The organism is Bacteroidales bacterium (assembly GCA_021157585.1).
Lineage (GTDB): Bacteria > Bacteroidota > Bacteroidia > Bacteroidales > UBA12170 > UBA12170.
Genome location: JAGGWH010000037.1, coordinates 17770 through 40344 on the forward strand (window position 1 = coordinate 17770; position 22575 = coordinate 40344).

Here is a 22575-nt window from a genome sequence, read left to right on the forward strand (position 1 = left end):
GCACAATAATTAGAATTAAAGTGTAGCTAAAATTACATAAATTTTTCGATAAGACTTCTAAAATAGTCGCCTCTTTCTTCAAAATTTTTAAATTCATCGTAGCTTGCTGCCGCCGGCGATAATAGGCAGATAGAGTTTTTGTTTTCTTGTATGATGTTTTCTAAATGAGGCTCAAACAGGTGCAGCTTTTCAATATGTATTTTTTTAAATTTACTGTTGTTCGCTAATTCGTCAAACATTCTTTTCCCGGCAGGGCCGATAAAGAATATTGTATTTAAAGTAAATTTTTCAAGAAAAGCATATAATTTTTGATAATTGAGTTTGCGATCTAATCCTCCTAAAATAAGATAATCGACTTTTTTTAAAGATTTTAGAGCTTCTATACTAGCTTCGGGAATTGTCGATATAGAATCGTTGTAAAATTGTAATTTTTTAATTTTTCCGATAAACTCAATGCGGTGTGGTAGTGGTTTGAAGTTTCTTATGCTCTCTAATGTCAATTCTTCATTCAGCCCAAGAATATTAGTCAAATTTAAAATAGGAATACAGTTTTTTAATTGATGCAGCCCTTTTAAATAAAGCATCTCATCAATATGGATTAATTTTTTATAATCGTTTTTTCTTTTAATACTATCGTTTATTAAAGTATAATTTGAGCTATAAATTTTATCTTTTAAAAAAGAAAAACCCTCTTTTATCAATTCTGTTTGATTACAAAAAAAGAATTCACCTTCCGATTGGAATTTTGCAATATTCAGCTTTGCTTTAAAATAATTATTTTCAGTCTTAAAATAATCTAAATGTTCCGGAAACAGATTTAATAAAATGGAATAAGTAGGACTGAATCGTGTATATTCCAATTGGTGAGCAGAAAGCTCAAAGACAATAAAGGTATCATCTTCAATTTTGTCCCAGTAATCTAAAGCGGGCTTTCCAATATTCCCAATAAGGATTGCTTTTTTATTTTGGTCGCTTAAAATTTTAAATAGTAAACTGGAAGTGGTGCTTTTTCCTTTTGTGCCGGTAACTCCAATAATTTGTTTTCTAAAGGCTTGTATAAATAAATCGGTTTGGGAAAAAATAGAATCGTGATTTAATTTACAATTTTCCGGAAGTTTAATTCCCGGCGATTTAATAATAAAGTCATTATCAGAAATAGAACTCAAATAATTCTGTCCGGTACTTATTTCTATATCAGCTTGTTGAAGAAGAGGATGCTCTCTTATATTCGGGTTTTTGTCGGCGATTAAAAAATTATTCTTGGGAAAATTTTTACTAAAAAAGCGAAAAGAAGATTGACCTTCCATTCCAAAACCCAGAAGTACAATACGTTTATCTTGAATTATAGAAGGAAGTTTATTTAGCATGTCGATAGCTTTTGTTTCAATAATATTTCTAAAAATTCAGGTAAAAAATGTTCCTGATTCCAGTCTTTTAGCGATTTAGCAAAGAGTTTTTCTGCCTCTGTTACAACTTGCAATTTTAGTGTTTTGGGCTTTGGGTAATTGTTTTTGTTTATTGCCTGAATAAGAGATAAATTTACTTCTTCAACAGTTCCAACACATTCAAAAGGTTTTACTTCTGTCAATCCGCGTAATTCTTCGAGCGATGTTTTAAGAGAGGGTTTTATAATTAAATTTTCACCTATCATTGCGTTTAATTCCGTTTCTGCTATAAAAGGAGCTAACATTATATATGTAAATAAACACTTCGGACAATTGCAACACCAAGAATCAGTTTTGCTTCCAACATTGCAAGATCTGAAAGTATAATGATGACTTTTTAATTTTGAAAATAAGCAGGCAATTTGAAGCTCGGAAAGAGGTCGTAAAAAACTGAAATATTCAATGTCGGGTGTAATATAGTTTTTGTAATAGTTTCTAAAATCCGATTCAAATTCAAATGTTTTGGAATATTGATGATTCACGTGACTATCGGCTACGGAAGGTTCGTTGGCACTTGATTCGTTGGATAAAGCAACATATTTTGTGTTTGTAATATAAGCTTGCAACAAGCTTGTAAAAGCTAACATAGCAGAAAAGGGAGTGTGCCCATTCAGATAGCCTTGTTTGTTTAGTCTTATTAAAGCAGGATCTATACTGCGCTTTGCAAGAAGCATATTCTCTTCCGGTAGTTCGGCTTGCTTTATTGTACTGAGGCTTGCTCCACGAGGATTTATAATAAATGGAAATAGTTTTAGCGATGAGCTTTTTAGCAGTTCTAAGCTTACTGCTGAGTCTTTTCCTCCACCAATAGGGACAATAATTTTTTGTTCTGTCTGTAAAGAAAACGATTCTGATTTCTTACTCGAATCTGTTCTAATATGCATAAAATTTTGCATATCAGCAGCTATCTCGTTTATATAAAAAAACTCACCTAACCCATTCCAATATAATTTCTTCCAGAATTGAATCTGATCTTCGTTTAAATAAAATGGTTTTATTATTACTTCAGCCGGACAGGCAGCTTTCCAATAACTGATTAATTCAACCATTCCCATATTAAATACAAGATTATCTATCTCCTGAGATTTTATTTTGTTGCCTTTAAACGACGACGGAAGAGCTAAATTTAGTGAAGGCTCAAATTTAACAGACGGTAAATCTTTTGGAAATTCACTTTCTAATAAAAATTCAAAACTAATATTAAGCTCTTCATTTTTAATGTAGTAATGGAAGTTTGTATATGTAAACTTTGAGTATATTTTGCGATATTTTATGTAGTCTTGCTGTCTGTTTGGCATTTGTTGCTGTTTGCTGTAATTTTTTGTTAAAGATAAATGGATTTTTGTAATCTGAAATGAAGAATAGAATAATTTAAATTAGCGTATAATGTTTATTTAAATTGTAGATTTTTAACTGAAAAACACTTTTTTATAATTCATCTTTAAATAAATGTTAAATTTTTTTAAAAATCTTGTGGCTGCTATAAAAAAAAGTGTACTTTAGCAGTGCGTTAATTTTAAGTGGGAATAATAATTGGCCCCCGATCATTGGTTTGATTGGGGGTTTTTTTATATTTGTGAAAAGGTACCTTTTATGGAGCATTTATTGGAACTGGAAAAAATTTATTCAATTTGGAAAAATTGCCCCCCCGATAGTATTAAACCATTAGATAAAAGTTCGGCATCTCCGAGGCTCTATTTTCGTATTTATGCTGATAATCAAACATATATAGGAGCTTATAATACCGATTTAAAAGAGAATAGAGCATTTTTTCATTATACAAATATTTTTAAAAAGGCAGGAATTAATGTTCCTGAACTCTATTTTGTTTCTGATAATGAAGCTTATTATTTGATTGAAGACTTAGGAAACAAGAATTTATTGGATGTACTTAAGAAAGAAGGAGAGTCTGATTTTGTTAAGCAATTGTATAAAAAAGCGATTAATAATCTCTTGAAAATGCAGCTATTTGGAAAAAATAAAATTGATTTTAAGCATTTTTCCTATCCAAGAGCCGAATTTGACACCCAATCGGTGCTTTGGGATTTAAATTATTTTAAATATTATTTTTTAAAAGTATCCGGTCTTACTTTTGATGAGCAGCTATTAGAGAATGATTTTCAGCTTTTGGCTAAGGAAATAGAAAAACAACATTGGATTGCATTTATGTTTAGAGATTTTCAAGCAAGAAATATTCAAGTTGTAGAAGACGATGTTTGGTTTATAGATTATCAAGGTGGCAGAAAAGGTCCGATGCTTTACGATTTAGTTTCTTTATTGTATCAGGCATCAGCCCAATTGAGTACGGAATTTAGACATGAATTAAAAGCATATTACGAGCAAGAAATGGGAAAAATATTTTCTGTTGATGATAGGATATTTAAGCAAGATTTTGATATTATGGTTTTTATACGAATTATTCAAACATTAGGAGCCTATGGCTTTCGTGGTTTAATAGAAAAGAAACCTTATTTTATTAATAGTATTCCTTTGGCTTTGGGAAATCTGGACGATTTTCTTCAAACCCAGCATCTTAAGTTAGAAATTCCTTATTTTATTAATTTGTTAAATCAATTAGTCAAATTAAAATCTAATTTTGCACCTAAATAAGATTGCATGCTAACAGTTACGGTTACCAGTTTTTCTTTTATATACGGCTCTTATCCTAAGGATGATAATTCAAATGGAGGAGGCTTTGTTTTTGATTGTAGGGCTTTGCCTAATCCCGGAAGATATGAGAAATATAAAGCTTTATCCGGAAAAGATGATGAGGTTAGTAAATACCTTGAGCAACAAGAGGAAGTTGCTTTATTTTTAGATGCCGTATTTAAGTTGGTAAGTCAGTCGGTAAAAAAGTATCAAGAACGCGGTTTCGAGAATTTACAAGTTAATTTTGGTTGTACCGGTGGACAACATAGATCGGTTTATTCTGCCGAAAGATTAACAGATTATTTAAATGAAAATTTTGATATTAAAGTTAATCTGATTCATTTACGAGAAAAAATCTGGGGGTAATTTGGGAGAAGAAACGACTTTAGATACAGATTACGCTTTGAAAAAAAAGCGGATGCTTAAATTTAATTTTTTGATTATTTTTGCTACTTGGATTCCGTTTGTATTTATTGCTATTTTTTCTAACTCATTAACTTTAATTGCTCAAATGATAATGGGTGGAGCACAAAGCCTGTCTGTTTTTCTTAGTTGGATGTCGACACGTAAATCTTATAGATTGCGAATGAATTTACCAAAAGGAGAATGTTTAAATGCTCGCTTTATGGCTTTTGTGTTTTTAATTTCCTTTATTGTAGTTTTGGCTATGGCTATGGAGAGGTTTGTTAATCCAAGAGAAATGAAGGAAGAGATTGCTTTGTTTGCCCTGTTGGTAAATAGCTTTGCTCTTATTGTAAACTACGTTCAGTGGCGTAAAAATTCTCATTTATCTAAGCAGAATCAGTCATTGGTTATGGAAAGCCAAAAATCTTTATTTTTTATTAAATTCTTTACCGTTCTGACAGTTGAAATCTCTCTTTCCCTTTATTTTTTACTTGAGGGAAAAGGTATTCACGATTATGTTGATACTTCTTTTAGTGTCGCATTGGCATTTTTAACATTATATTCCTCATTTCGTTTGTTTCGTAAATCTAAGCGCATTAAAGTATAATTTTTTTATTTGTTGTTGATACTTTTGTTTTTACATAAAGATTATCTCTGCTTACTTGCTCTCAGAAACCGGCAAAAGGATGAAGATTCTAAATTATCAAATTAGTATTAATTTTATTAAGTTTGCATACATATTAACTAAAACACAAGTAAATGATGGAAAACAAAGTGTCACCTTTCAAGCCGGCTCTGAATAATGGAATTATTTTGGGTATTGTAAGTATTTTTATTTCGGTTATTATATGGATTGCAGGTCTTATGGAATCTATGGGATTTGCAGGATCTTTTTATATCCTTATGTTTAATTTAACGATAACAGTTGTTTTGTTAGTTGTTTTTACAAAATCCTATAGAGATAACCTTTTGGATAGAAAAATAACTTTTGGTAAAGCATTTGTTTTTGCTTTTCTTGTTGTAATTGTAAGTGTAATCCTTTCAGCTATTTATAATTATATTTTCAATACTTTTATCGATCCTGATTATGTTCAGAGATTAATGCTTAGTATGCAAGATAAAACTGTAGCGATGTTAGAAAATAGTGGTGCAGGTGATGAAGCTATAGATGCTGTGCTTGCTAAGTTTGAAGAGCAGGGAATTCCTAGCGTATTAAAACAGGTTCAACAAGCTTTAATTGGAGGTATAGTTGGAGGCGCATTTATGGCACTAATTAGTTCTGCAATTATTAAAAAAGATAATACAGAAGCTTAATAAATTATATTTTTTACTGAGATTAAAAGTATGAATATATCGGTAGTAATACCTCTGTATAACGAAGTGGAATCCATTGGCGAATTGAGTCAGTGGATTTCGCGTGTTATGTTGGAAAATGAGTTTTCCTACGAAATTATTTTTGTAGATGATGGAAGTAGGGATGGTTCTTGGGATGAAGTTCAACGTTTGTCCGCAGAAAACCAAAATATTAAAGGCATACGATTCCAAAGAAATTATGGAAAGTCTGCGGGTTTGAGTCAAGGCTTTCGTTATGCGCAAGGCGATGTAGTAATTACTATGGATGCCGATTTGCAGGATAGTCCGGATGAAATTCCTGATTTGTATCATAAAGTGATGGATGAGGGTTTTGATTTGGTTAGCGGTTGGAAGAAAAAACGCCACGATCCTTTTATTAAACGACGAACATCTAAATTCTTTAATTGGGCAACGAGAGTAGTAAGTCGTATAAAGCTCCACGATTTTAATTGTGGTTTAAAGGCTTATAAAAACGAAGTCGTTAAATCTGTTGAAGTATATGGCGAAATGCATCGCTATATTCCTGTAATGGCAAAATGGGCTGGATTTACTAATATTGGAGAACAGGTTGTTCATCATTATCCGCGCAAATATGGAAAAACCAAGTTTGGATTGGAACGCTTTATCAATGGTTTTCTCGATTTATTATCCATTACATTTGTAAGCCGTTTCGGAAGACGTCCGATGCACTTTTTTGGTTTGTGGGGCTCTGTTTTATTTTTTATAGGTTTTCTAATTGCCGGGTATTTAGCTTATGAAAAAATATTTAATGAAGTCTATAAAATGACCGAAAGACCTTTGTTTTACTTAGGTTTAGTAGCTATGATAGTTGGAGCTCAAATGTTTTTGGCAGGTTTTATTGGAGAACTGATTTCCAGAACATCTATTAATAAAAACGATTATATAATTGCCGATACTAAAGGCTTAAATATTGATAAGGTGTAATCTTGAGAAAAATAATTGTTATCGGTCCGGCTTACCCTTTGCGGGGCGGTATTGCCGCTTTTACAGAGCGACTATCTGATGAATTGTTTAAGCAAGGTAATGATGTGAGTATAGAAACATACAGCTTTCAATATCCTAAATTTCTTTTTCCCGGTAAAACTCAATTAAGCACAGAAGAGAATACATCAAAAGTTCCAATTCAGGTTTCTTTAAACAGTATTAATCCTTTTAATTGGATTAGTCTGGGTAAACGTTTAAAAAAGGCTAAACCCGATATTGTTATTTTTAAATACTGGATTCCATTTATGGCTCCGGCTTTGGGAACGTTGGCACGGATTATTAAAAAAAATAAAGTAACAAAATGTATTGCTTTAGCTCATAATATTTTGCCTCACGAAAAACGAATAGGGGATAGATGCTTATCGAAATACTTTATTAAAGCAATGGATGGCTTTCTTGTGCTTTCCGAATCAGTAAAAAAAGATTTGGAAAGTTTTAACTTTAAAAAGCCCGTTCGTATTAGTTCACATCCGCTTTACGATCATTTTGGAGAACTTTTAAAAAGAGAAGAAGCTCTGAGGATTCTTCAATTAGATACCGATTATAACTATCTTCTGTTTTTTGGTTTTATCAGAGAGTATAAAGGATTAGATTTAGCTTTAAAAGCGTTAGCAAGCGCAAAATTGAAAGGCTTAAAATTAAAATTGATTGTCGCCGGAGAATTTTACAGTGAGGCTAAATCATATCACGATTTAGTAAATAAGTTGAGTATTTCTAATCGTGTAATTTTCCGTAGCGATTTTATCCCGGATAGCCTGGTTCCTGCTTATTTTTCTGCTGCTGATTTAATTGTACAGCCTTATAAAGATGCAACGCAAAGTGGTGTTACACAAATTGCTTACCATTTTAACAAACCTATTTTAGTGACTAATGTTGGAGGCTTGCCTGAACTTGTCCCTCATAAAAAAGCAGGTTACGTTTCCAGTCTTGATACAGAAGAAATAGCTTCATATATTCTCGATTTTTTTAAAGAAAAACGAGAAAAAGAATTTTCAGCTAATATTTTCGACTTGAAGAAAAAATATAGTTGGAAATTGTTTGTAGAGCGGTTCAATGAATTAATAACAGACATAGAATCGTTCAAATGAATAGAAAAACGGTTTATTTTGTAGTTGGTCCAACTGCCGTTGGAAAAACAGCTTTTGCTATTCAATTGGCTAAATACCTCGATACGGAGATTATTTCGGCAGATTCACGACAGTTTTACAGAGAAATGAATATTGGAACAGCAAAACCATCAGAAGAAGAGCTTAATCAGGTAAAACATCATCTTATCGGGAATTTATCAATTTACCAAGATTATAATGTTTCTTCTTTTGAGCAAGATGCTTTAGCCCTTTTAGAGGAATTATTTCAATCAAAAGATACTGCTGTTGTCGTGGGTGGTTCAGGTTTGTATTTAGATGCTTTAGCCTATGGAATTGATGATTTGCCTGATGCTTCAGAAGAGCTCAGAATGAATTTAAAACGACTTTACGATAGTGAAGGCATTGAAGCTTTACAAAAGATGTTAGAGAAACTAGATCCTTTGTTTTATGAGCAGATTGATAAACAAAATCCCAAACGACTATTGCGGGCTTTGGAAGTATGCTTGACTACCGGAAAATCATATTCAGAGCTTAGAATGGGGCAAAAGAAAAAACGCGATTTTGAAATACTATGGATAGGTTTGAAGCAAGAGCGTTCCGTTTTGAATGATCGTATAAATTTACGAGTAGATTTGATGTTGGAAGCCGGTTTGTTGGAAGAAGTAAAACAGCTTTATCCTCATAAAGATTTAAATGCATTGAATACCGTTGGCTACAAAGAGTTTTTTCTTTGGTTAGATGGAAAAGAAAGTTTTGAATGGGCGGTAGAAAAGGTAAAAACAAATTCGCGGCGTTATGCTAAACGTCAAATGACTTGGTTTAGAAAGAATGATAAAATTAATTGGTTTAATGTGGAAAAGTTACCGGATTTTCGGGATATGCTTAATGGGTTATAGTGTATTTATTTGGGTTTTTACGGAGTGAAGATATAATATTTAGAAGCTTGACAATCAATTAGTTTGCTTTTACTTGCAGAGATTGCTCATTCGCAGAATCGTGATTTGAATTTTTATATAGAGCAAGCAAAGGTATACAGAACAGCAACAATCTTTTAGGGAGCTAATGTTAATTTTGGCTTTAGCAACACTCTTTGTATTTGCCGTTTTGATGTTCTTGTTTAAACGCTGGCGAATAGCATTTTTGATTTTGTTTCTCTATTTAATGGGAATAACAGGAAGTCTAATTATGTTATATGTATTTAATATTCCTTTGAATGTGAGTAGCTATACCGGTTTGATTATGATAGTTGGAATTATTGCTGAGAATGCAATCTTTACGGTATTTCAATATTTTTCGGAGCTGGAAAATGAATCTAGAGATTTTGCAATAAAAAATGCCATTAATTTACGTTTACGTCCCAATTTAATGACAGCCCTAAGTGCTATCTTGGCTCTAATTCCTTTATCAAGTGGTATTGGCATTGGAGCACAGATGCAACAAGCCATCGCTATTGCCGTTATTGGTGGGTTTATTGTTGGATTACCTTTATTGTTCTACCAACTTTCTTACAACGAATGAAATTTAATTGATAGTAGTATAAATGAAACCTTATTATATTACCTTTTCAGCAATTATTTTTTTGTCAATATTATTTTTCCAATCAACTAATAATAGTTTGTTTGAAAATCCACAATCTAATATTGAAATGGTTACGAATACAATAATCAGTTTTGAGAAATCAGTTTTGAGAGAAAAACCGGAAAAATGGTTTCTGGCACGTACGGGTAAAGGAGAAATGTGCGATTGAGAAATTGAAAATGATAATAGAAATAAAGTATTGGTACAACTATCGAAGCAAAAAATAGATTATCGTTTCAATCTAATTATTAATAATTCCTTAAGAACTAAAAATATTGAAATGCAAGTTAGTTTGAAAGCAATTTCAGGCAAAATGGATCAGGGAGGCGGATTAGTGTGGCGATATCAGGATGAGAATAATTATTATGTAGTACGAGCCAATCCTTTAAAGAATAATTTTCGAGCCTATAAAGTAGTGAATGGAAATAGAATAGAGCTGAATAGTGCTAGCATAGAATTGGATTCTAAACAATGGTATATCATAAAAATAAGGATGCAGGAAAATCATATCGAATGCTATCTTAACGGCAATATAATGTTGGATGTATTTGATAATACAATAACTAATAGTGAAAAAGTTGGCTTTTGGACTAAATCTGATGCCGTAACGTATTTTGATGACCTTCGCATAAATGCTTTATAAGATTACTAGAATATTCATTTAATGTGGCTTATAACTTCTCAATATTTATTCACTTTAAAAGGTTAATATTTTAATTTGTTTTTTATATCTAATTTATTAGATACAATACTAACTTTGCGGCTTGATAAATTTAATATGAAGTTAAAAAAAGATCAAAAACTATCGCAGTTATCCGCTACTGCTATTAGTGGAAACGATATTAGTTCGTCGGTTTTGTACGTGTCTGCTTTATCTATTATTTATGCAGGGCAATATGCTTGGATTACTTTGTTAATAGTTGCTTTTGTTTTATTTTTATTTAGAAAGATTTATGCAGAAGTGGTTGGGGCACTGCCTCTTAATGGAGGAGCATATAACGCATTACTGAATACAACCAGTAAAAATACAGCCTCTTTTGCCGCCGGTTTAACAATATTGTCATACATGGCTACATCAGTAATCTCTGCTAATGAGGCTATGCATTATCTACATAATATAGTTCCTAGTATAGAGGTTATTACGGCTACAATATTAGTGCTGGTTTTTTTCGCAGTATTAACAATTATTGGAATTAAAGAATCGTCGGTAGTTGCCATTGCAATATTCATATTTCATCTAATTTCGATGTTGGTTCTATCTTCCTCTATTGCCTATTATCTGATGCATAATGGATTCTCTATTTTTGTACAGAATTGGCATGCTCCAATTGAAGGTGGTAGTATTTGGGTTGCTATTTTCTTAGGATTCTCTGTGTCGATGTTGGGAATTTCCGGATTTGAAAGTTCGGCTAACTTTGTCGAAGAACAAAAGCCGGGCGTTTTTCCAAAAACGCTTCGTAATATGTGGATAATTGTAAGTGTTTTAAATCCTTTAATGGCTTTCTTTGCCTTGTCTATTGTCCCAATTCCTGAAGTTAAAGAATTGTATGAAAATACGTTGTTGTCTCATATGGGAGAAGTTTCAGGAGGAAATTTGGTTTCATTAATAGTTTCAATAGATGCAGTATTGGTTTTAAGTGGGGCAGTTTTAACATCTTATGTGGGCGTTTCCGGATTATTAGAACGAATGACTCTGGACAGAATTTTACCGCCGTTTTTCTTGAAAAGAAATAAACGCGGAAGTTCATATCGTATCATCATTCTATTTTTAATATTGAATGTATCTGTATTATTTCTCTCTCATGGTAAAGTTACAACTTTAGCTGGTGTTTATACTATCTCTTTCCTTTCAGTAATGGGTTTATTTGTTGTGGGAAATATTTTCTTAAAGATAAGAAGAGCCAGGTTGCCACGGCCTGAGAGAGCGTCTTGGATTAGTTTGCTTGTCGCTTTATTTGGAGTTTCTGTTGCTTTAATTGGAAATATTAAATTGGAGCCGGAACCAGGTGAAGTTTCTAACTTTTCAATTTTTATGGACTATTTAATACCTACTATGCTGTTAATCATTATTATGCTTAATAGAATTAGTGTTTTAAGGTCGGTAATTAAAGTAGTGCATTATATGGTCGATCCAATAACAAAGAATGTTAGGCGATTGGATATGAATATTATAAAATTAATACAAAAAATTAATTCACAGGAATTTGTTTTCTTTACAAAGGGAGATTATATCAATAATCTGAATAGAGTAATGCTATATATTCTTAGAAATGAGCAAACTAGAAAGGTTAAGATTGTAACTGTTTTAAAAAAGGGAGAACAAGTACCTGCTAGTCTACAAAAAGATTTAGATTTTCTGAACAGGCTTTATCCTGATATAACCATTGATTTTGTGAAAATTGAAGGAGAATTTGGTCCCCAATTAATACAGGAACTGTCTAAAAAATGGGGTATTCTTCCTAATTTTATGTTTATTGGAGTTCCAGGAAATAAATTCCCTTATCGTATCCAAGAGTTGGGTGGAGTAAGATTAATTATCTAAGGTTTTCTGCTTACTTTCTCAATATAAGTCGTAAGAGTTTGTAATTATACATCCAAAAATATTAGCGTTATTTTTCAATAGCAGCAACTAAAAGATTACAGCTAAATTTAGAATCTGTAAGCTGCTTTTCGCAGTTCTTCAAGATTCCTAATAGGTCTTGGAGGCCTTAGCTTATCGCTTAAAAATTTATAAATCTTAACCCGAATCTGATTTGCTTTCTTGGTATCAATTCTATCAAAAGAATGACCTCCGGGTATTGCTTGATATATCTCGTATTCAAACTCTTTTCCGTCTGCTTTTAGAGATTTTATTAAGTTTTCAACTTCCAAAACATTCACATCGTCATCGATAGTGTTAGAATGAATCAAAAGAGGAGTGTTTCCCATTCGGTGAGTATTCCATGCCGGTGAACGTCTGCGGTATTCGGCTACATCTTCATTTACGGTTTTTCCAATATGATAATCAGCAGAATATAAATCGAGGTAACTTTGATTATGATAACCCATACGAGCAATTAAATCGCTAACAGGAACACCTGCAAAACATGCTTGATAATCATCGGGATGATCAAAAATATTCATTAGACTAATCAATCCACCGTGGCTCCAACCAATAATTCCAACACGGCGTTTATCTACAATTTTATAATTTTCAACCATATGGTTACGAGCAGCATAAACGTCTTCTATTTCTAATCCTCCATAGTCAATATTTTGATAATAAGATTTACCATAACCTGTGCTGCCTCTATATTCTGGGGCAACAACAATATAGCCTTGAGCCATTAATTCGCGGATAATATGAGTGTAATAAGTGCCGAGATTTGAATGTACACCACCATGAGGTAAAACTATAAGCGGATACTTTCTCTCGGGGTTAATCCAACGAGGAATAAATACATAAGTCCAGAATTTTAATGGATTTCCGTATCCCATAGCAGTTGGGTTTTTCATATTTGTTCTGGGAGGACCCGTAATATAAATTTTATCGACAAAAGCTATATCACCTACACGTTGAAACCATAAAATATCATCGTTTTGTTTGGACAACTGATCTATGCGATGTCTTAAATTGTCGTTTGATCTTTCTATATTTTGTAGTTTTTTTAAGATTGCTTCAGTATTATCTTGTGCTTGGAGAGTGTAACTGGCGCTAATAAGAATAATAAAAGCAAATAATCGGGTAAGGGTTTTCATTTGGCTTGATTAGTTTTAAGATTTCTGTATCCTCAAAAGTACAATAATTTTTTTGTGAAGCTATCACCTTGGAAAAATCTAATAAAAAAAAGTTTAAATGTATTTGAAATTGTTATTACAATTTTCCATTAATAAAGCCTTCGTATTTTTAAAAAAATATGTATATTTGCAGCCCTTAAAAACAAGCTAAAAACAATTGATTTTTAATCCATTAATAATTCAATTTATCAATGAATATTACAAAAGAGAGTACAGGAGATTTAACAGCACTAATTACTGTTGAAATTAATGAAAATGATTATGCCGATAAAGTTAAAAGTTCTTTGAACGATTATCGTAGAAAGGCTAATATCCCAGGATTTAGAGCAGGTAAAGTGCCATTTGGTATTGTAAATAAGATGTATGGAAAAGCCGTTTTGGGCGAAGAAGTGAATAAAGTTCTATCTGAAAAATTGAATTCGTATATTACTGAGAATAAGTTAAATATATTAGGAAATCCGCTACCTAGCCTTGAAAATAAAGATAAAGCTGATTTGGATAATGATAAAGATTTTACTTTCTATTTTGATATTGCGCTATCACCGGAAATAAAATTGGAGTTAAATGATAAAATTAAAGCTAATTATTTCGATATCGAAATAAGCGATAAAATGCTTGACGATTATGTGCTGGATATTCAAAATCGTTTTGGTGAGCATTCTAATCCCGAGGTTGTAGCCGAAGGAACAGAAGTTGAAGCCGAATTTAAACAGTTGGATGCAGATGGTAATATTCTTGAAGGTGGTATTGCTCACAAAGGAAAATTTAAAGTAGACGATATTAAGCTTAAAACTGTTGCCAAGAAATTTATTGGTGCTGCCAAAGGTGATAAAGTAGTTTTTGATCCTATGAAAGCATTTAAAGATGCCGATAAAGTTGCTGCTATGTTAGCTGTTGCTAAAGAAATGCTTGAAGACTTGAAAGCTGATTTTGAAGCTGTGATAACAGAAATTTACCTAACTATTCCTGCCGAAATAAATGAAGACCTTTATAAAAAAGCTTATCCTAACGATGAAATTAAAAGTGAAGAGGAGTTGAGAGCAAGAATAAAAGAAGATGCAGCAAAACAATTTATTGCCGAGAGTGATAAATTATTTATGTCAGAAACCGTTGATATGTTAATAGAAAAGGCTAAAATTCAAATTCCTGCCGATTTTATGAAACGTTGGGTCTTAGCCAATAATGAAGGAAAATTAACAGCTGAACAGATAGAAGTACAGTGGGATAGCTATGAGCATTCTTTAAAATGGCAATTACTGCAAGATAAGATATTCAAAGAAAACGATATTAAAGTTGAACAAGCAGAAGTACGTGAGCATATTAAAGGATTTATAGGTGGTCAATATTTTGGCGGACAAGCACAAGATCCTGCTTTAGCAAGTCAAATGGATGGTATTGTTGATTCGGTTATGCAAAATCAAGAAGAAGTAAATAAAATTTACGATCAGCTTTACGATAAAAAATTGCTAGACTTATTCAAAGAAAAGCTATCTTTAAAAAATAAATCAATCTCATTAGAGAATTTTATTAAAAAAGCTAGTCAACCACCTAAAGCATAATAATTATGGATGCCAACGAATTTAGAAAGTACGCAACTAAACACATAGGAATCAGTTCTTTAACCCTTGATCGTTATACTTCAATAGCGCAAAACTATATTTCGCCAACTATCATAGAAGAACGTCAGTTAAATGTTGCTCAAATGGATGTTTTTTCTCGTTTGATGATGGATCGTATTATCTTTTTGGGCGTTCCTATTGATGATTATGTTTCAAATATCATTCAGGCACAATTACTTTTTTTAGAAAGTGCAGATGCCGAAAAGGATATTCAAATTTATTTGAATACCCCCGGAGGCTCTGTTTATGCAGGTTTGGGTATTTATGATACCATGCAATATATTAATCCTGATGTAGCTACCATTTGTACTGGTATGGCGGCATCTATGGGTGCTGTTCTATTATGTGCCGGTGCCGAGGGGAAACGTACTGCGTTAAAGCATTCTCGTGTTTTGATTCATCAACCAATGGGAGGTGCTTCAGGGCAAGCGTCTGATATAGAGATTACAGCTCGCGAAATTGTTAAATTAAAGAAAGAGCTTTACGAAATAATTTCTAAGCATAGTGGTCAGACAATGAAGAAAATAGAAAAAGATGGAGATCGTGATTTTTGGATGACAGCAATTGAAGCCAAAGAATACGGTATGATCGATGAAGTTTTAGGTCAGAAGTAATATAAAAAATGATTTATAAAACTACTTTGAAGGTATTTATCTTTAAGGTAGTTTTTTTATAAGATATTGAAATGGCAAAAAAAAATATTACCGATTCTTGTTCTTTTTGTGGTCGCTCTAAAGATGAAGTTCAACTTCTGATTGCAGGATTTAATGCGCATATCTGCGATGCTTGTATTGAACAAGCACATCTGATTTTAAAGGAAGAGTTACAAGGTCAAAAAGACGGTTCCGATTTTACTTCCGGAGAGTTGTTAAAGCCTGTGGATGTAAAATCTCATCTCGACGAATATGTAATTGGTCAGGATGCTGCCAAAAAAATGCTGTCTGTTGCGGTTTATAATCATTATAAGAGACTTGTGCAGCCCGAAAGCAAGAAATTTGCAGATGTGGAGATTGAAAAATCTAATATGATAATAGTTGGAGAAACAGGTACGGGAAAGACGCTACTTGCCAGAACTATTGCTCGTGTTTTAGATGTCCCCTTTGCTATTGTTGATGCTACGGTTTTAACAGAAGCAGGTTATGTTGGCGAAGATGTAGAAAGTATTTTATCGAAACTCTTACAAGCTGCTGATTTTGATGTTAAAGCAGCTGAGCGAGGAATAATTTTTATTGATGAGTTGGATAAAATTGCACGTAAGAGCGACAATCCAAGTATTACTCGCGATGTTTCCGGCGAAGGTGTTCAGCAAGCTCTTTTAAAATTGCTTGAAGGAACTATTGTAAATGTTCCGCCACAAGGTGGTAGAAAACATCCTGAGCAAAAAATGATACAGGTAAATACCAAGAATATTTTATTTATTGCCGGTGGTGCTTTTGATGGTATCGAACGTAAAATAGGATCTCGACTAAAAGCCAATATGTTAGGATATGGTGCTAAAAAAGAAACAGGCAATATTGATAAGAAAAACCTTTTACAATATATTACGCCGGGCGATTTAAAGTCATATGGTTTAATTCCTGAAATTGTGGGTCGCCTTCCTATTGTTACCTTTTTAAATCCTTTGGATGAAGATGCTTTGCGTAAGATTTTAACCGAGCCTAAAAATGCCCTTATTAAGCAATATTCTAAATTGTTTGATATGGATAATGTAAAGCTCGATTTCAAAAAAAGTGCTGTAGATTTTGTTGTGGAAAAAGCATTAGAATCGAAAATTGGAGCTCGTGGATTGCGTTCGATTATGGAAGCCATTATGTCTGATGCTATGTTTGATATTCCATCTAGGAAAGATGTGAAAATATTGAAGGTAGATAGAAAATATGCTGACGAAAAATATAATCAAAATAATCTTACTGATCAGAAAGTAGCCTGACTCTAAAAGGTGTTTCTGTTGTTTCTGATATAGGCATTATTTTTGTAGTCTTATTTAGGTAATTTATTTACTATGAAGGCCTTTATTCTTACATCGTATTTTTTACTTTTATTTTTTGTAGCTAACGCTCAGCAGTCGGATACTTTGCTTATTCAGGCAAAAGTTCAGGCTGGTGATACACTAATGGTTAAGCAACTTAAAGAAGTAGAAGTTTATCCTAAATTCAGAAATAGATATCAGGCTCGACGGTATTATAGATTGGTTAGGTATGTTAAAAAAGTATATCCTTATGCGCAAATAGCAGCCGAGAAAATGAAGGAATACGAGCAGATTTTAGCCGATATTCCAGAACCCTCTGATCAGCGTAAAATTATGAAACAGATTGAAGCTGAGATTTATGAAGAGTGGGAAGATGATCTTAAAAATCTTACTTATTTGCAAGGTGGTATCTTGCTAAAACTTATTGATAGACAAACAGGAGAAGCATCCTATACTATAGTGCAAGAATTTAGAGGTAATTTTCGTGCTTTCTTTTACCAGTCTTTTGCTCGTATTTTTGGTTTTAATTTAAAGGAGCGTTATAACCCAAAAGGTAATAATTACGATATGCAGATTGAGCATATTGTTCATCTGATAGAAACAGATAGACTATAAATCTAGAATATTAGATAATTCGTTGTAATTAAATGGCTTTCTTAGCATACCATCCATTCCTGCAACTCGGCACTTTTCTCTAATACCCTGATAATCTTCAGCCGTTAATGCTAAAATTTTTGGAGCATTAGGCTTTTCAAGTTCCAAATCAATATCGCGCATAGCTTCACAAACCTGAAATCCATCGAGTTCGGGCATTTTTAAATCCATTAAAACTAAATCATATTCTTCTCGGCGGTATTTTGAAATAGCATCTTTTCCAGTTCTAGATACATCAACATTATATCCAAGACGATTTAAGCTCGTTTTAGCAATCTTTTCGTTTATCAAATTATCTTCCACTAAAAGTATTTTTAGGTTTTTTGGACTTTCTCCTATATCCGGTTTCCTTAAGTCTTTATATTTTGCTGGGATAATTGATCCGATTTCATTAGCTAAATGTGCCAATTTAATGGGTTTGTTTAGGTAGCCGGAATATCCAACTTCTTTAAGACTTTTAAGTGGGAAAAGACTGGCAGTAGTAGAAATTAGAATAAGCTCTGCTTTACTCAATTGAGTTATATCTCTAAGTTTTTTAATAACAAAGGTGTCTAGTGTGTCACGGTATTCTCTGTCGAGTAATACTAAATCGTAAAAAGTAGATTCTGCACCTCTTTCTTTAAAATAGCTGTAAGCTGCCGAGGGATCAGGGAAATCTTTGGCTGTAATACTTAGGCTTTGGAGATATTTAATTAATATTTTTCGACTTATCTCATTAGGCTCAATTACTACTACACTTAATCCGCTAAAAGAAATATCTAAAACAGCTTTTGTAATATCAAGTCGTGTTGTAGTTTTTGTTAGTTGAGCGGTAAACCAGAATGAGGTACCGTTGCCTTCTTCACTATTGAAGCCCATTTCGCCACCCATTAATTCACATATTTTTTTCGATACAGCGAGAGTAATGCCGGGTTCATCTGAATCTAAAAAGCGTAATCTGTCCATACGTGTAATTGTATTGTACAATGCTTTTTGTTTTGCAATATTCATTCCGATACCGGTATCATCAACCTTAAATTTTACTTCTACTTTATCTATAGTATTTTCTATTCGTTCAACAAAAATAACTATCTGCCCCGTTTCTGTATAGCGGATAGCATTATTGATCATATTGAGTAGAATTTCTTTTATACGTACCGGATCACCAAGTAAAGTTTGTGGAATTTTAGGCTCTACGTAAATTGCTAACTCCAATTGTTTTTTTGAAATATCATTACTTACCAAGTCGGCTATACCGTAAATAACATCATGAATATTAAAAGGCACTTCATCAAGCTCAATATCATCAGATGCTAATCGACTTCTGTCGAGTAAATTATTTACCACGGTCAATAAGTTATTTGAAGAAATAACCAAATCTTCCATGTATTCACTTTGCTCTTTAGAAATATTGGTTTTTTTTAAAAGATCAATTAGTCCTACAATACCATTCATCGGAGTTCTGATATTGTGAGATATCGATGACCAGAATTCGGATTTGCTCAGGTTTAATTCTTTGATTGTAGCTTCGCCATGAATCTTATATTTTTTTACTTTTTGTTGTAAAAACAAAACTGTAAATCCCAAAATAGCAATTATTACAATTAATATAATGAGAAAAATTCCTAAGTTGTCTATCATATCTGAGGCATCTAGTTTTCAAAAAGTTAAATTACTTTATTTATTAGGGAAACGGTATTGTCTAAATGCTATTTTATTAACAATAAATTTTGAATAAGTATTAGTCTGTTTTAGATTTTCTTAAGTGTTAATGATATTTTGTAATTAGTTGATATACAGTAAGAAAGTGCCTGTTGTAGATTGCGTAGTTTTTCTGTCTGTTGAGGCAAAATATTTTTAAAGAACTATACGATAAAATTTGTAGTTTTGTTCTTCCAAAAATATGATTATAAAAGACTATGTTTTGTAATATATTCTTTAAATTATTTTGGGCTTAAATAAAATAAATATATTGAAAACCAGATATTAACAAATAAAAATTTAATATAAAATTTAGTAAAATGGCTAAAGACAAAAAACAAAAAAATGTATATCTGTTTGGTAACAAAAAAGCCGAAGGAAATACAACAATGAAAAACCTTTTAGGTGGTAAAGGAGCAAATCTTGCTGAAATGAATTTAATTGGAGTTCCGGTTCCTCCGGGATTTACAATAACTACCGAAGTATGTACTGCATATAACGAAAAAGGTAAAGAGTATGCAATAGACTTGATTAAAGATGAAGTTGAAGCAGGAGTGAAATCTATTGAGGACATTATGGGAACCAAGTTTGGGGATAGAGAGAATCCTTGTTTGGTTTCTGTTCGATCTGGAGCTCGCGCTTCTATGCCGGGAATGATGGATACCGTATTAAACTTAGGTTTAAACGATACTGCTGTTGAAGGTATTGCAAAAAAATCGGGTAACGAGCGTTTTGCTTGGGATTCTTATCGTCGTTTTGTGCAAATGTATGGCGATGTAGTAATGGGAATGAAACCTGAATCTAAAGAAGATATTGATCCTTTTGAAGAAATTATAGAGAAAATAAAAGAAGAAAAAGGTGTTAAAGATGATAACGATTTAACCGTTGCTGACTTAAAAGATATGGTTGTTCGTTTTAAATCTGCCGTTAAAGATCAAACCGGACAAGATTTTCCTGAAGATCCTTGGGAGCAACTATGGGGTTCCATTATGGCTGTCTTCGATAGTTGGATGAACGACAGAGCTATTCTTTACCGTAAATTAGAAAATATTCCTGCTGAATGGGGAACAGCTGTTAATGTTCAAGCAATGGTATACGGTAATATGGGATCTAATTCTGCAACAGGGGTTGCGTTTTCAAGAGATGCAGCTACAGGAGAAAATATTTTCAATGGAGAATATTTAATAGACGCTCAAGGCGAAGATGTTGTTGCCGGTATTCGTACTCCACAGGAGATTACAATCGAAGGTTCTAAACGTTGGGCTGTTTTGGCAAATGTTACTGAAGAAGAGCGTGCCGCAAAATATCCTTCTTTAGAGGAAACAATGCCCGAAATTTATAAAGAATTAGATGAGATTCAGAAAAATTTAGAGCTTCACTATAAGGATATGCAGGATATGGAATTTACTATTCAAGATGGTAAATTGTGGATGTTGCAAACTCGTAATGGAAAACGTACCGGAGGAGCAATGGTGAAAATTGCTATGGATATGCTCAAAGAAGGTATGCTTACAGAAAAAGAAGCTTTATTGAGAGTTGAACCTAATAAATTAGACGAATTGTTGCACCCTGTTTTTGATAAAAAAGCTATTGGTAATGCAAACGTAGTTATTAAAGGTTTACCAGCTTCTCCCGGAGCTTCTACTGGACAAGTGGTTTTCTTTGCCGATGAGTGTGATAAGTACGAAAATTCTATTTTGGTTCGTATCGAAACTTCTCCTGAAGATTTAGAAGGAATGAATATTGCCAACGGTATTTTAACGGCTCGTGGAGGTATGACTTCTCACGCTGCTGTTGTTGCTCGTGGTATGGGTAAATGTTGTGTTTCTGGTGCCGGTAGTGCTAAAATTGATTATAAAACTAGAACATTGGTTGCCGATGGTAAAGAATTTAAAGAAGGTGATTGGATTTCATTAAACGGATCTACCGGTGAGGTTTATGAAGGAAAAATTGATACTATTGATCCTGAATTAAGTGGCTATTTTGGAGAATTAATGACTTTGGCTGATAAACATTCGGTTATGTTAGTTCGTACTAATGCCGATACTCCTCACGATTCTAAAGTGGCTCGCGATTTTGGTGCACAAGGAATTGGATTATGCCGTACAGAGCATATGTTCTTCGAAGAAGATAAAATTCGTCCTATGCGCGAAATGATTTTAGCAAATGATGAAGCAGGTCGCCGCGAAGCTTTAGATAAACTATTGCCATTGCAACGTACCGACTTTGAAGGTATTTTTGGTGCAATGCATGATCTTCCTGTTACTGTTCGTTTGCTCGATCCACCATTGCATGAGTTTGTTCCTCACGAGGAAGAAAATCAAGCCGAAATGGCAAAAGAAATGGGGATTAGTGTTGAAGCGATTAAACAAAAAGTTGAAGACCTTCACGAATTTAACCCAATGCTTGGTCACCGTGGTTGTCGTTTAGGAAATACCTATCCTGAAATTACAGAGATGCAAGCACGTGCTATTATCGAAGCTTGCTTGAACTTGAAGGAAAAAGGCATTACTACTAAACCTGAGATTATGGTTCCTTTAACAGGTACTAAAGCAGAAATGAAAATGCAAGAGAAAATCGTTCGCACAACTGTTGAGAAAGTATTTGAAGAAAGAAATGATAGTATCGACTATATGGTTGGTACTATGATTGAAGTTCCTCGTGCTGCTTTAACTGCTGATGAAATGGCAGAATCTGCTGAATTTTTCTCCTTTGGAACAAACGACTTAACCCAAATGACTTTTGGTTATTCTCGTGATGATGCCGGTAAATTCTTACCTATTTATTTAGAAAAAGGATTATTAGAAAAGGACCCTTTCCAAGCGTTAGATCAGACCGGTGTTGGCAGTTTAATGAAAATTGCTGTTGAAAAAGGGCGTAAAACCAGACCAAATATCAAGATTGGCATTTGTGGTGAGCATGGTGGTGAGCCAAGTTCTGTTGAATTCTGTAATACTTTAGGATTTAACTATGTAAGTTGTTCGCCATTCCGCGTTCCTATTGCTCGTTTGGCTGCTGCTCAAGCAAATATTAAGCAAGCTACTTGGGATAAAGATAAAGCTGTAGATCAACTAAAAGATAGTACTAAAAATGTTGGTGATGTTTTAGGTGTTGAGTTTACAGAGCTTGAAAAAGAAGCCAGAAAAGCAGCTAAGGTTGCTCGCAAAGAAGCTGAAAAAGAAATCAAGCGTTTGCAATCTGAAGCTAAGGATGTACTTAAAAAACTAAAAAAAGAGTTGAAAAACTTTAAAAAATAGTATAAGTTCCTAATTCATTTAAGAGGGGTCACGTGAGTGATCCCTTTCTTTTTTTTATAAAACAGTATAAATAAAATGAATATAGGATTGTGCTAT

The 22575-nt window shown here is 33.0% G+C and carries 19 protein-coding genes; 15 read left to right on the forward strand and 4 right to left on the reverse strand.

Features of this window, described 5'->3' with window-relative positions; genetic code table 11:
- Positions 1-32: 32 nt before the first annotated feature.
- Positions 33-1367 (reverse strand): UDP-N-acetylmuramoyl-L-alanine--D-glutamate ligase, encoded by a 1335-nt coding sequence (murD, locus tag J7K39_02065; GenBank protein MCD6178665.1) that lies wholly within the window; start codon positions 1365-1367, stop codon positions 33-35.
- A complete protein-coding gene (locus J7K39_02070; GenBank protein ID MCD6178666.1) occupies positions 1361-2743 on the reverse strand; it encodes a hypothetical protein in 1383 nt (460 codons plus the stop codon). Before J7K39_02070 ends, murD begins: the two co-directional genes overlap by 7 nt.
- A gap of 295 nt (positions 2744-3038) precedes the next feature.
- On the opposite strand from J7K39_02070, the gene J7K39_02075 reads away from it, so the two are divergent.
- The 10 genes from J7K39_02075 (at position 3039) to J7K39_02120 (ending at position 12065) form a co-directional block, all read left to right on the forward strand.
- Positions 3039-4055: a phosphotransferase gene (locus J7K39_02075; GenBank protein ID MCD6178667.1), complete on the forward strand. Its 1017-nt coding sequence runs from the start codon at positions 3039-3041 to the stop codon at positions 4053-4055.
- A gap of 6 nt (positions 4056-4061) precedes the next feature.
- Complete coding sequence (locus J7K39_02080; protein ID MCD6178668.1) at positions 4062-4460, forward strand: hypothetical protein; 399 nt, start codon at positions 4062-4064, stop codon at positions 4458-4460.
- A gap of 52 nt (positions 4461-4512) precedes the next feature.
- On the forward strand, positions 4513-5106 hold the full coding sequence (locus J7K39_02085) for a cation transporter (GenBank protein MCD6178669.1): 594 nt from the start codon (positions 4513-4515) through the stop codon (positions 5104-5106).
- Between the two features lie 152 nt (positions 5107-5258).
- Positions 5259-5813: a DUF4199 domain-containing protein gene (locus J7K39_02090; protein ID MCD6178670.1), complete on the forward strand. Its 555-nt coding sequence runs from the start codon at positions 5259-5261 to the stop codon at positions 5811-5813.
- A gap of 30 nt (positions 5814-5843) precedes the next feature.
- Positions 5844-6797, forward strand: coding sequence for a glycosyltransferase family 2 protein (locus J7K39_02095; GenBank protein ID MCD6178671.1), 954 nt, complete (start codon positions 5844-5846; stop codon positions 6795-6797).
- A 2-nt stretch (positions 6798-6799) separates the two neighbouring features.
- On the forward strand, positions 6800-7945 hold the full coding sequence (locus tag J7K39_02100) for a glycosyltransferase (protein MCD6178672.1): 1146 nt from the start codon (positions 6800-6802) through the stop codon (positions 7943-7945).
- Complete coding sequence (gene miaA, locus J7K39_02105) at positions 7942-8841, forward strand: tRNA (adenosine(37)-N6)-dimethylallyltransferase MiaA (protein ID MCD6178673.1); 900 nt, start codon at positions 7942-7944, stop codon at positions 8839-8841. The genes J7K39_02100 and miaA overlap by 4 nt, the downstream gene beginning before the upstream one ends.
- Before the next feature lie 166 nt (positions 8842-9007).
- Positions 9008-9463, forward strand: a complete 456-nt coding sequence (locus J7K39_02110) for an efflux RND transporter permease subunit (GenBank protein MCD6178674.1) — start codon at positions 9008-9010, stop codon at positions 9461-9463.
- A gap of 259 nt (positions 9464-9722) precedes the next feature.
- Positions 9723-10166, forward strand: coding sequence for a hypothetical protein (locus J7K39_02115; GenBank protein MCD6178675.1), 444 nt, complete (start codon positions 9723-9725; stop codon positions 10164-10166).
- Between the two features lie 135 nt (positions 10167-10301).
- Positions 10302-12065: an APC family permease gene (locus J7K39_02120; GenBank protein MCD6178676.1), complete on the forward strand. Its 1764-nt coding sequence runs from the start codon at positions 10302-10304 to the stop codon at positions 12063-12065.
- Between the two features lie 107 nt (positions 12066-12172).
- Here J7K39_02120 and J7K39_02125 read toward each other — a convergent pair whose 3' ends face one another.
- On the reverse strand, positions 12173-13261 hold the full coding sequence (locus tag J7K39_02125) for a S9 family peptidase (GenBank protein MCD6178677.1): 1089 nt from the start codon (positions 13259-13261) through the stop codon (positions 12173-12175).
- Between the two features lie 230 nt (positions 13262-13491).
- Here J7K39_02125 and tig point away from each other — a divergent pair, with 230 nt between their 5' ends.
- The 4 genes from tig (at position 13492) to J7K39_02145 (ending at position 17503) form a co-directional block, all read left to right on the forward strand.
- Complete coding sequence (gene tig, locus J7K39_02130) at positions 13492-14859, forward strand: trigger factor (GenBank protein MCD6178678.1); 1368 nt, start codon at positions 13492-13494, stop codon at positions 14857-14859.
- A gap of 5 nt (positions 14860-14864) precedes the next feature.
- Positions 14865-15533: an ATP-dependent Clp endopeptidase proteolytic subunit ClpP gene (gene clpP, locus J7K39_02135; GenBank protein ID MCD6178679.1), complete on the forward strand. Its 669-nt coding sequence runs from the start codon at positions 14865-14867 to the stop codon at positions 15531-15533.
- A 71-nt stretch (positions 15534-15604) separates the two neighbouring features.
- On the forward strand, positions 15605-16849 hold the full coding sequence (gene clpX / locus J7K39_02140) for an ATP-dependent Clp protease ATP-binding subunit ClpX (GenBank protein ID MCD6178680.1): 1245 nt from the start codon (positions 15605-15607) through the stop codon (positions 16847-16849).
- Between the two features lie 72 nt (positions 16850-16921).
- Entirely contained in the window at positions 16922-17503 is a 582-nt protein-coding gene (locus tag J7K39_02145; protein ID MCD6178681.1) for a DUF4294 domain-containing protein, read from the forward strand.
- Here J7K39_02145 and J7K39_02150 read toward each other — a convergent pair.
- Positions 17498-19162 (reverse strand): response regulator, encoded by a 1665-nt coding sequence (locus tag J7K39_02150; GenBank protein ID MCD6178682.1) that lies wholly within the window; start codon positions 19160-19162, stop codon positions 17498-17500. The two genes, J7K39_02145 and J7K39_02150, sit on opposite strands and share 6 nt — an antisense overlap.
- A gap of 380 nt (positions 19163-19542) precedes the next feature.
- Here J7K39_02150 and J7K39_02155 point away from each other — a divergent pair, with 380 nt between their 5' ends.
- On the forward strand, positions 19543-22479 hold the full coding sequence (locus tag J7K39_02155) for a pyruvate, phosphate dikinase (protein MCD6178683.1): 2937 nt from the start codon (positions 19543-19545) through the stop codon (positions 22477-22479).
- Positions 22480-22575: the final 96 nt, after the last annotated feature.

What these genes read in the sequence shown, in the direction of transcription:
- J7K39_02155 (MCD6178683.1), top strand. Translation starts at nt 19,543, where the DNA reads ATGGCTAAAGACAAAAAACAAAAAAATGTATATCTGTTTGGTAACAAA.
- J7K39_02145 (MCD6178681.1), top strand. Translation starts at nt 16,922, where the DNA reads ATGAAGGCCTTTATTCTTACATCGTATTTTTTACTTTTATTTTTTGTA.
- J7K39_02095 (MCD6178671.1), top strand. Translation starts at nt 5,844, where the DNA reads ATGAATATATCGGTAGTAATACCTCTGTATAACGAAGTGGAATCCATT.
- clpX (MCD6178680.1), top strand. Translation starts at nt 15,605, where the DNA reads ATGGCAAAAAAAAATATTACCGATTCTTGTTCTTTTTGTGGTCGCTCT.
- J7K39_02125 (MCD6178677.1), bottom strand. Translation starts at nt 13,261, where the DNA reads ATGAAAACCCTTACCCGATTATTTGCTTTTATTATTCTTATTAGCGCC.
- J7K39_02150 (MCD6178682.1), bottom strand. Translation starts at nt 19,162, where the DNA reads ATGATAGACAACTTAGGAATTTTTCTCATTATATTAATTGTAATAATT.
- clpP (MCD6178679.1), top strand. Translation starts at nt 14,865, where the DNA reads ATGGATGCCAACGAATTTAGAAAGTACGCAACTAAACACATAGGAATC.
- miaA (MCD6178673.1), top strand. Translation starts at nt 7,942, where the DNA reads ATGAATAGAAAAACGGTTTATTTTGTAGTTGGTCCAACTGCCGTTGGA.
- murD (MCD6178665.1), bottom strand. Translation starts at nt 1,367, where the DNA reads ATGCTAAATAAACTTCCTTCTATAATTCAAGATAAACGTATTGTACTT.
- J7K39_02075 (MCD6178667.1), top strand. Translation starts at nt 3,039, where the DNA reads ATGGAGCATTTATTGGAACTGGAAAAAATTTATTCAATTTGGAAAAAT.
- J7K39_02070 (MCD6178666.1), bottom strand. Translation starts at nt 2,743, where the DNA reads ATGCCAAACAGACAGCAAGACTACATAAAATATCGCAAAATATACTCA.
- J7K39_02090 (MCD6178670.1), top strand. Translation starts at nt 5,259, where the DNA reads ATGATGGAAAACAAAGTGTCACCTTTCAAGCCGGCTCTGAATAATGGA.
- J7K39_02085 (MCD6178669.1), top strand. Translation starts at nt 4,513, where the DNA reads ATGCTTAAATTTAATTTTTTGATTATTTTTGCTACTTGGATTCCGTTT.
- J7K39_02080 (MCD6178668.1), top strand. Translation starts at nt 4,062, where the DNA reads ATGCTAACAGTTACGGTTACCAGTTTTTCTTTTATATACGGCTCTTAT.
- tig (MCD6178678.1), top strand. Translation starts at nt 13,492, where the DNA reads ATGAATATTACAAAAGAGAGTACAGGAGATTTAACAGCACTAATTACT.
- J7K39_02110 (MCD6178674.1), top strand. Translation starts at nt 9,008, where the DNA reads ATGTTAATTTTGGCTTTAGCAACACTCTTTGTATTTGCCGTTTTGATG.
- J7K39_02120 (MCD6178676.1), top strand. Translation starts at nt 10,302, where the DNA reads ATGAAGTTAAAAAAAGATCAAAAACTATCGCAGTTATCCGCTACTGCT.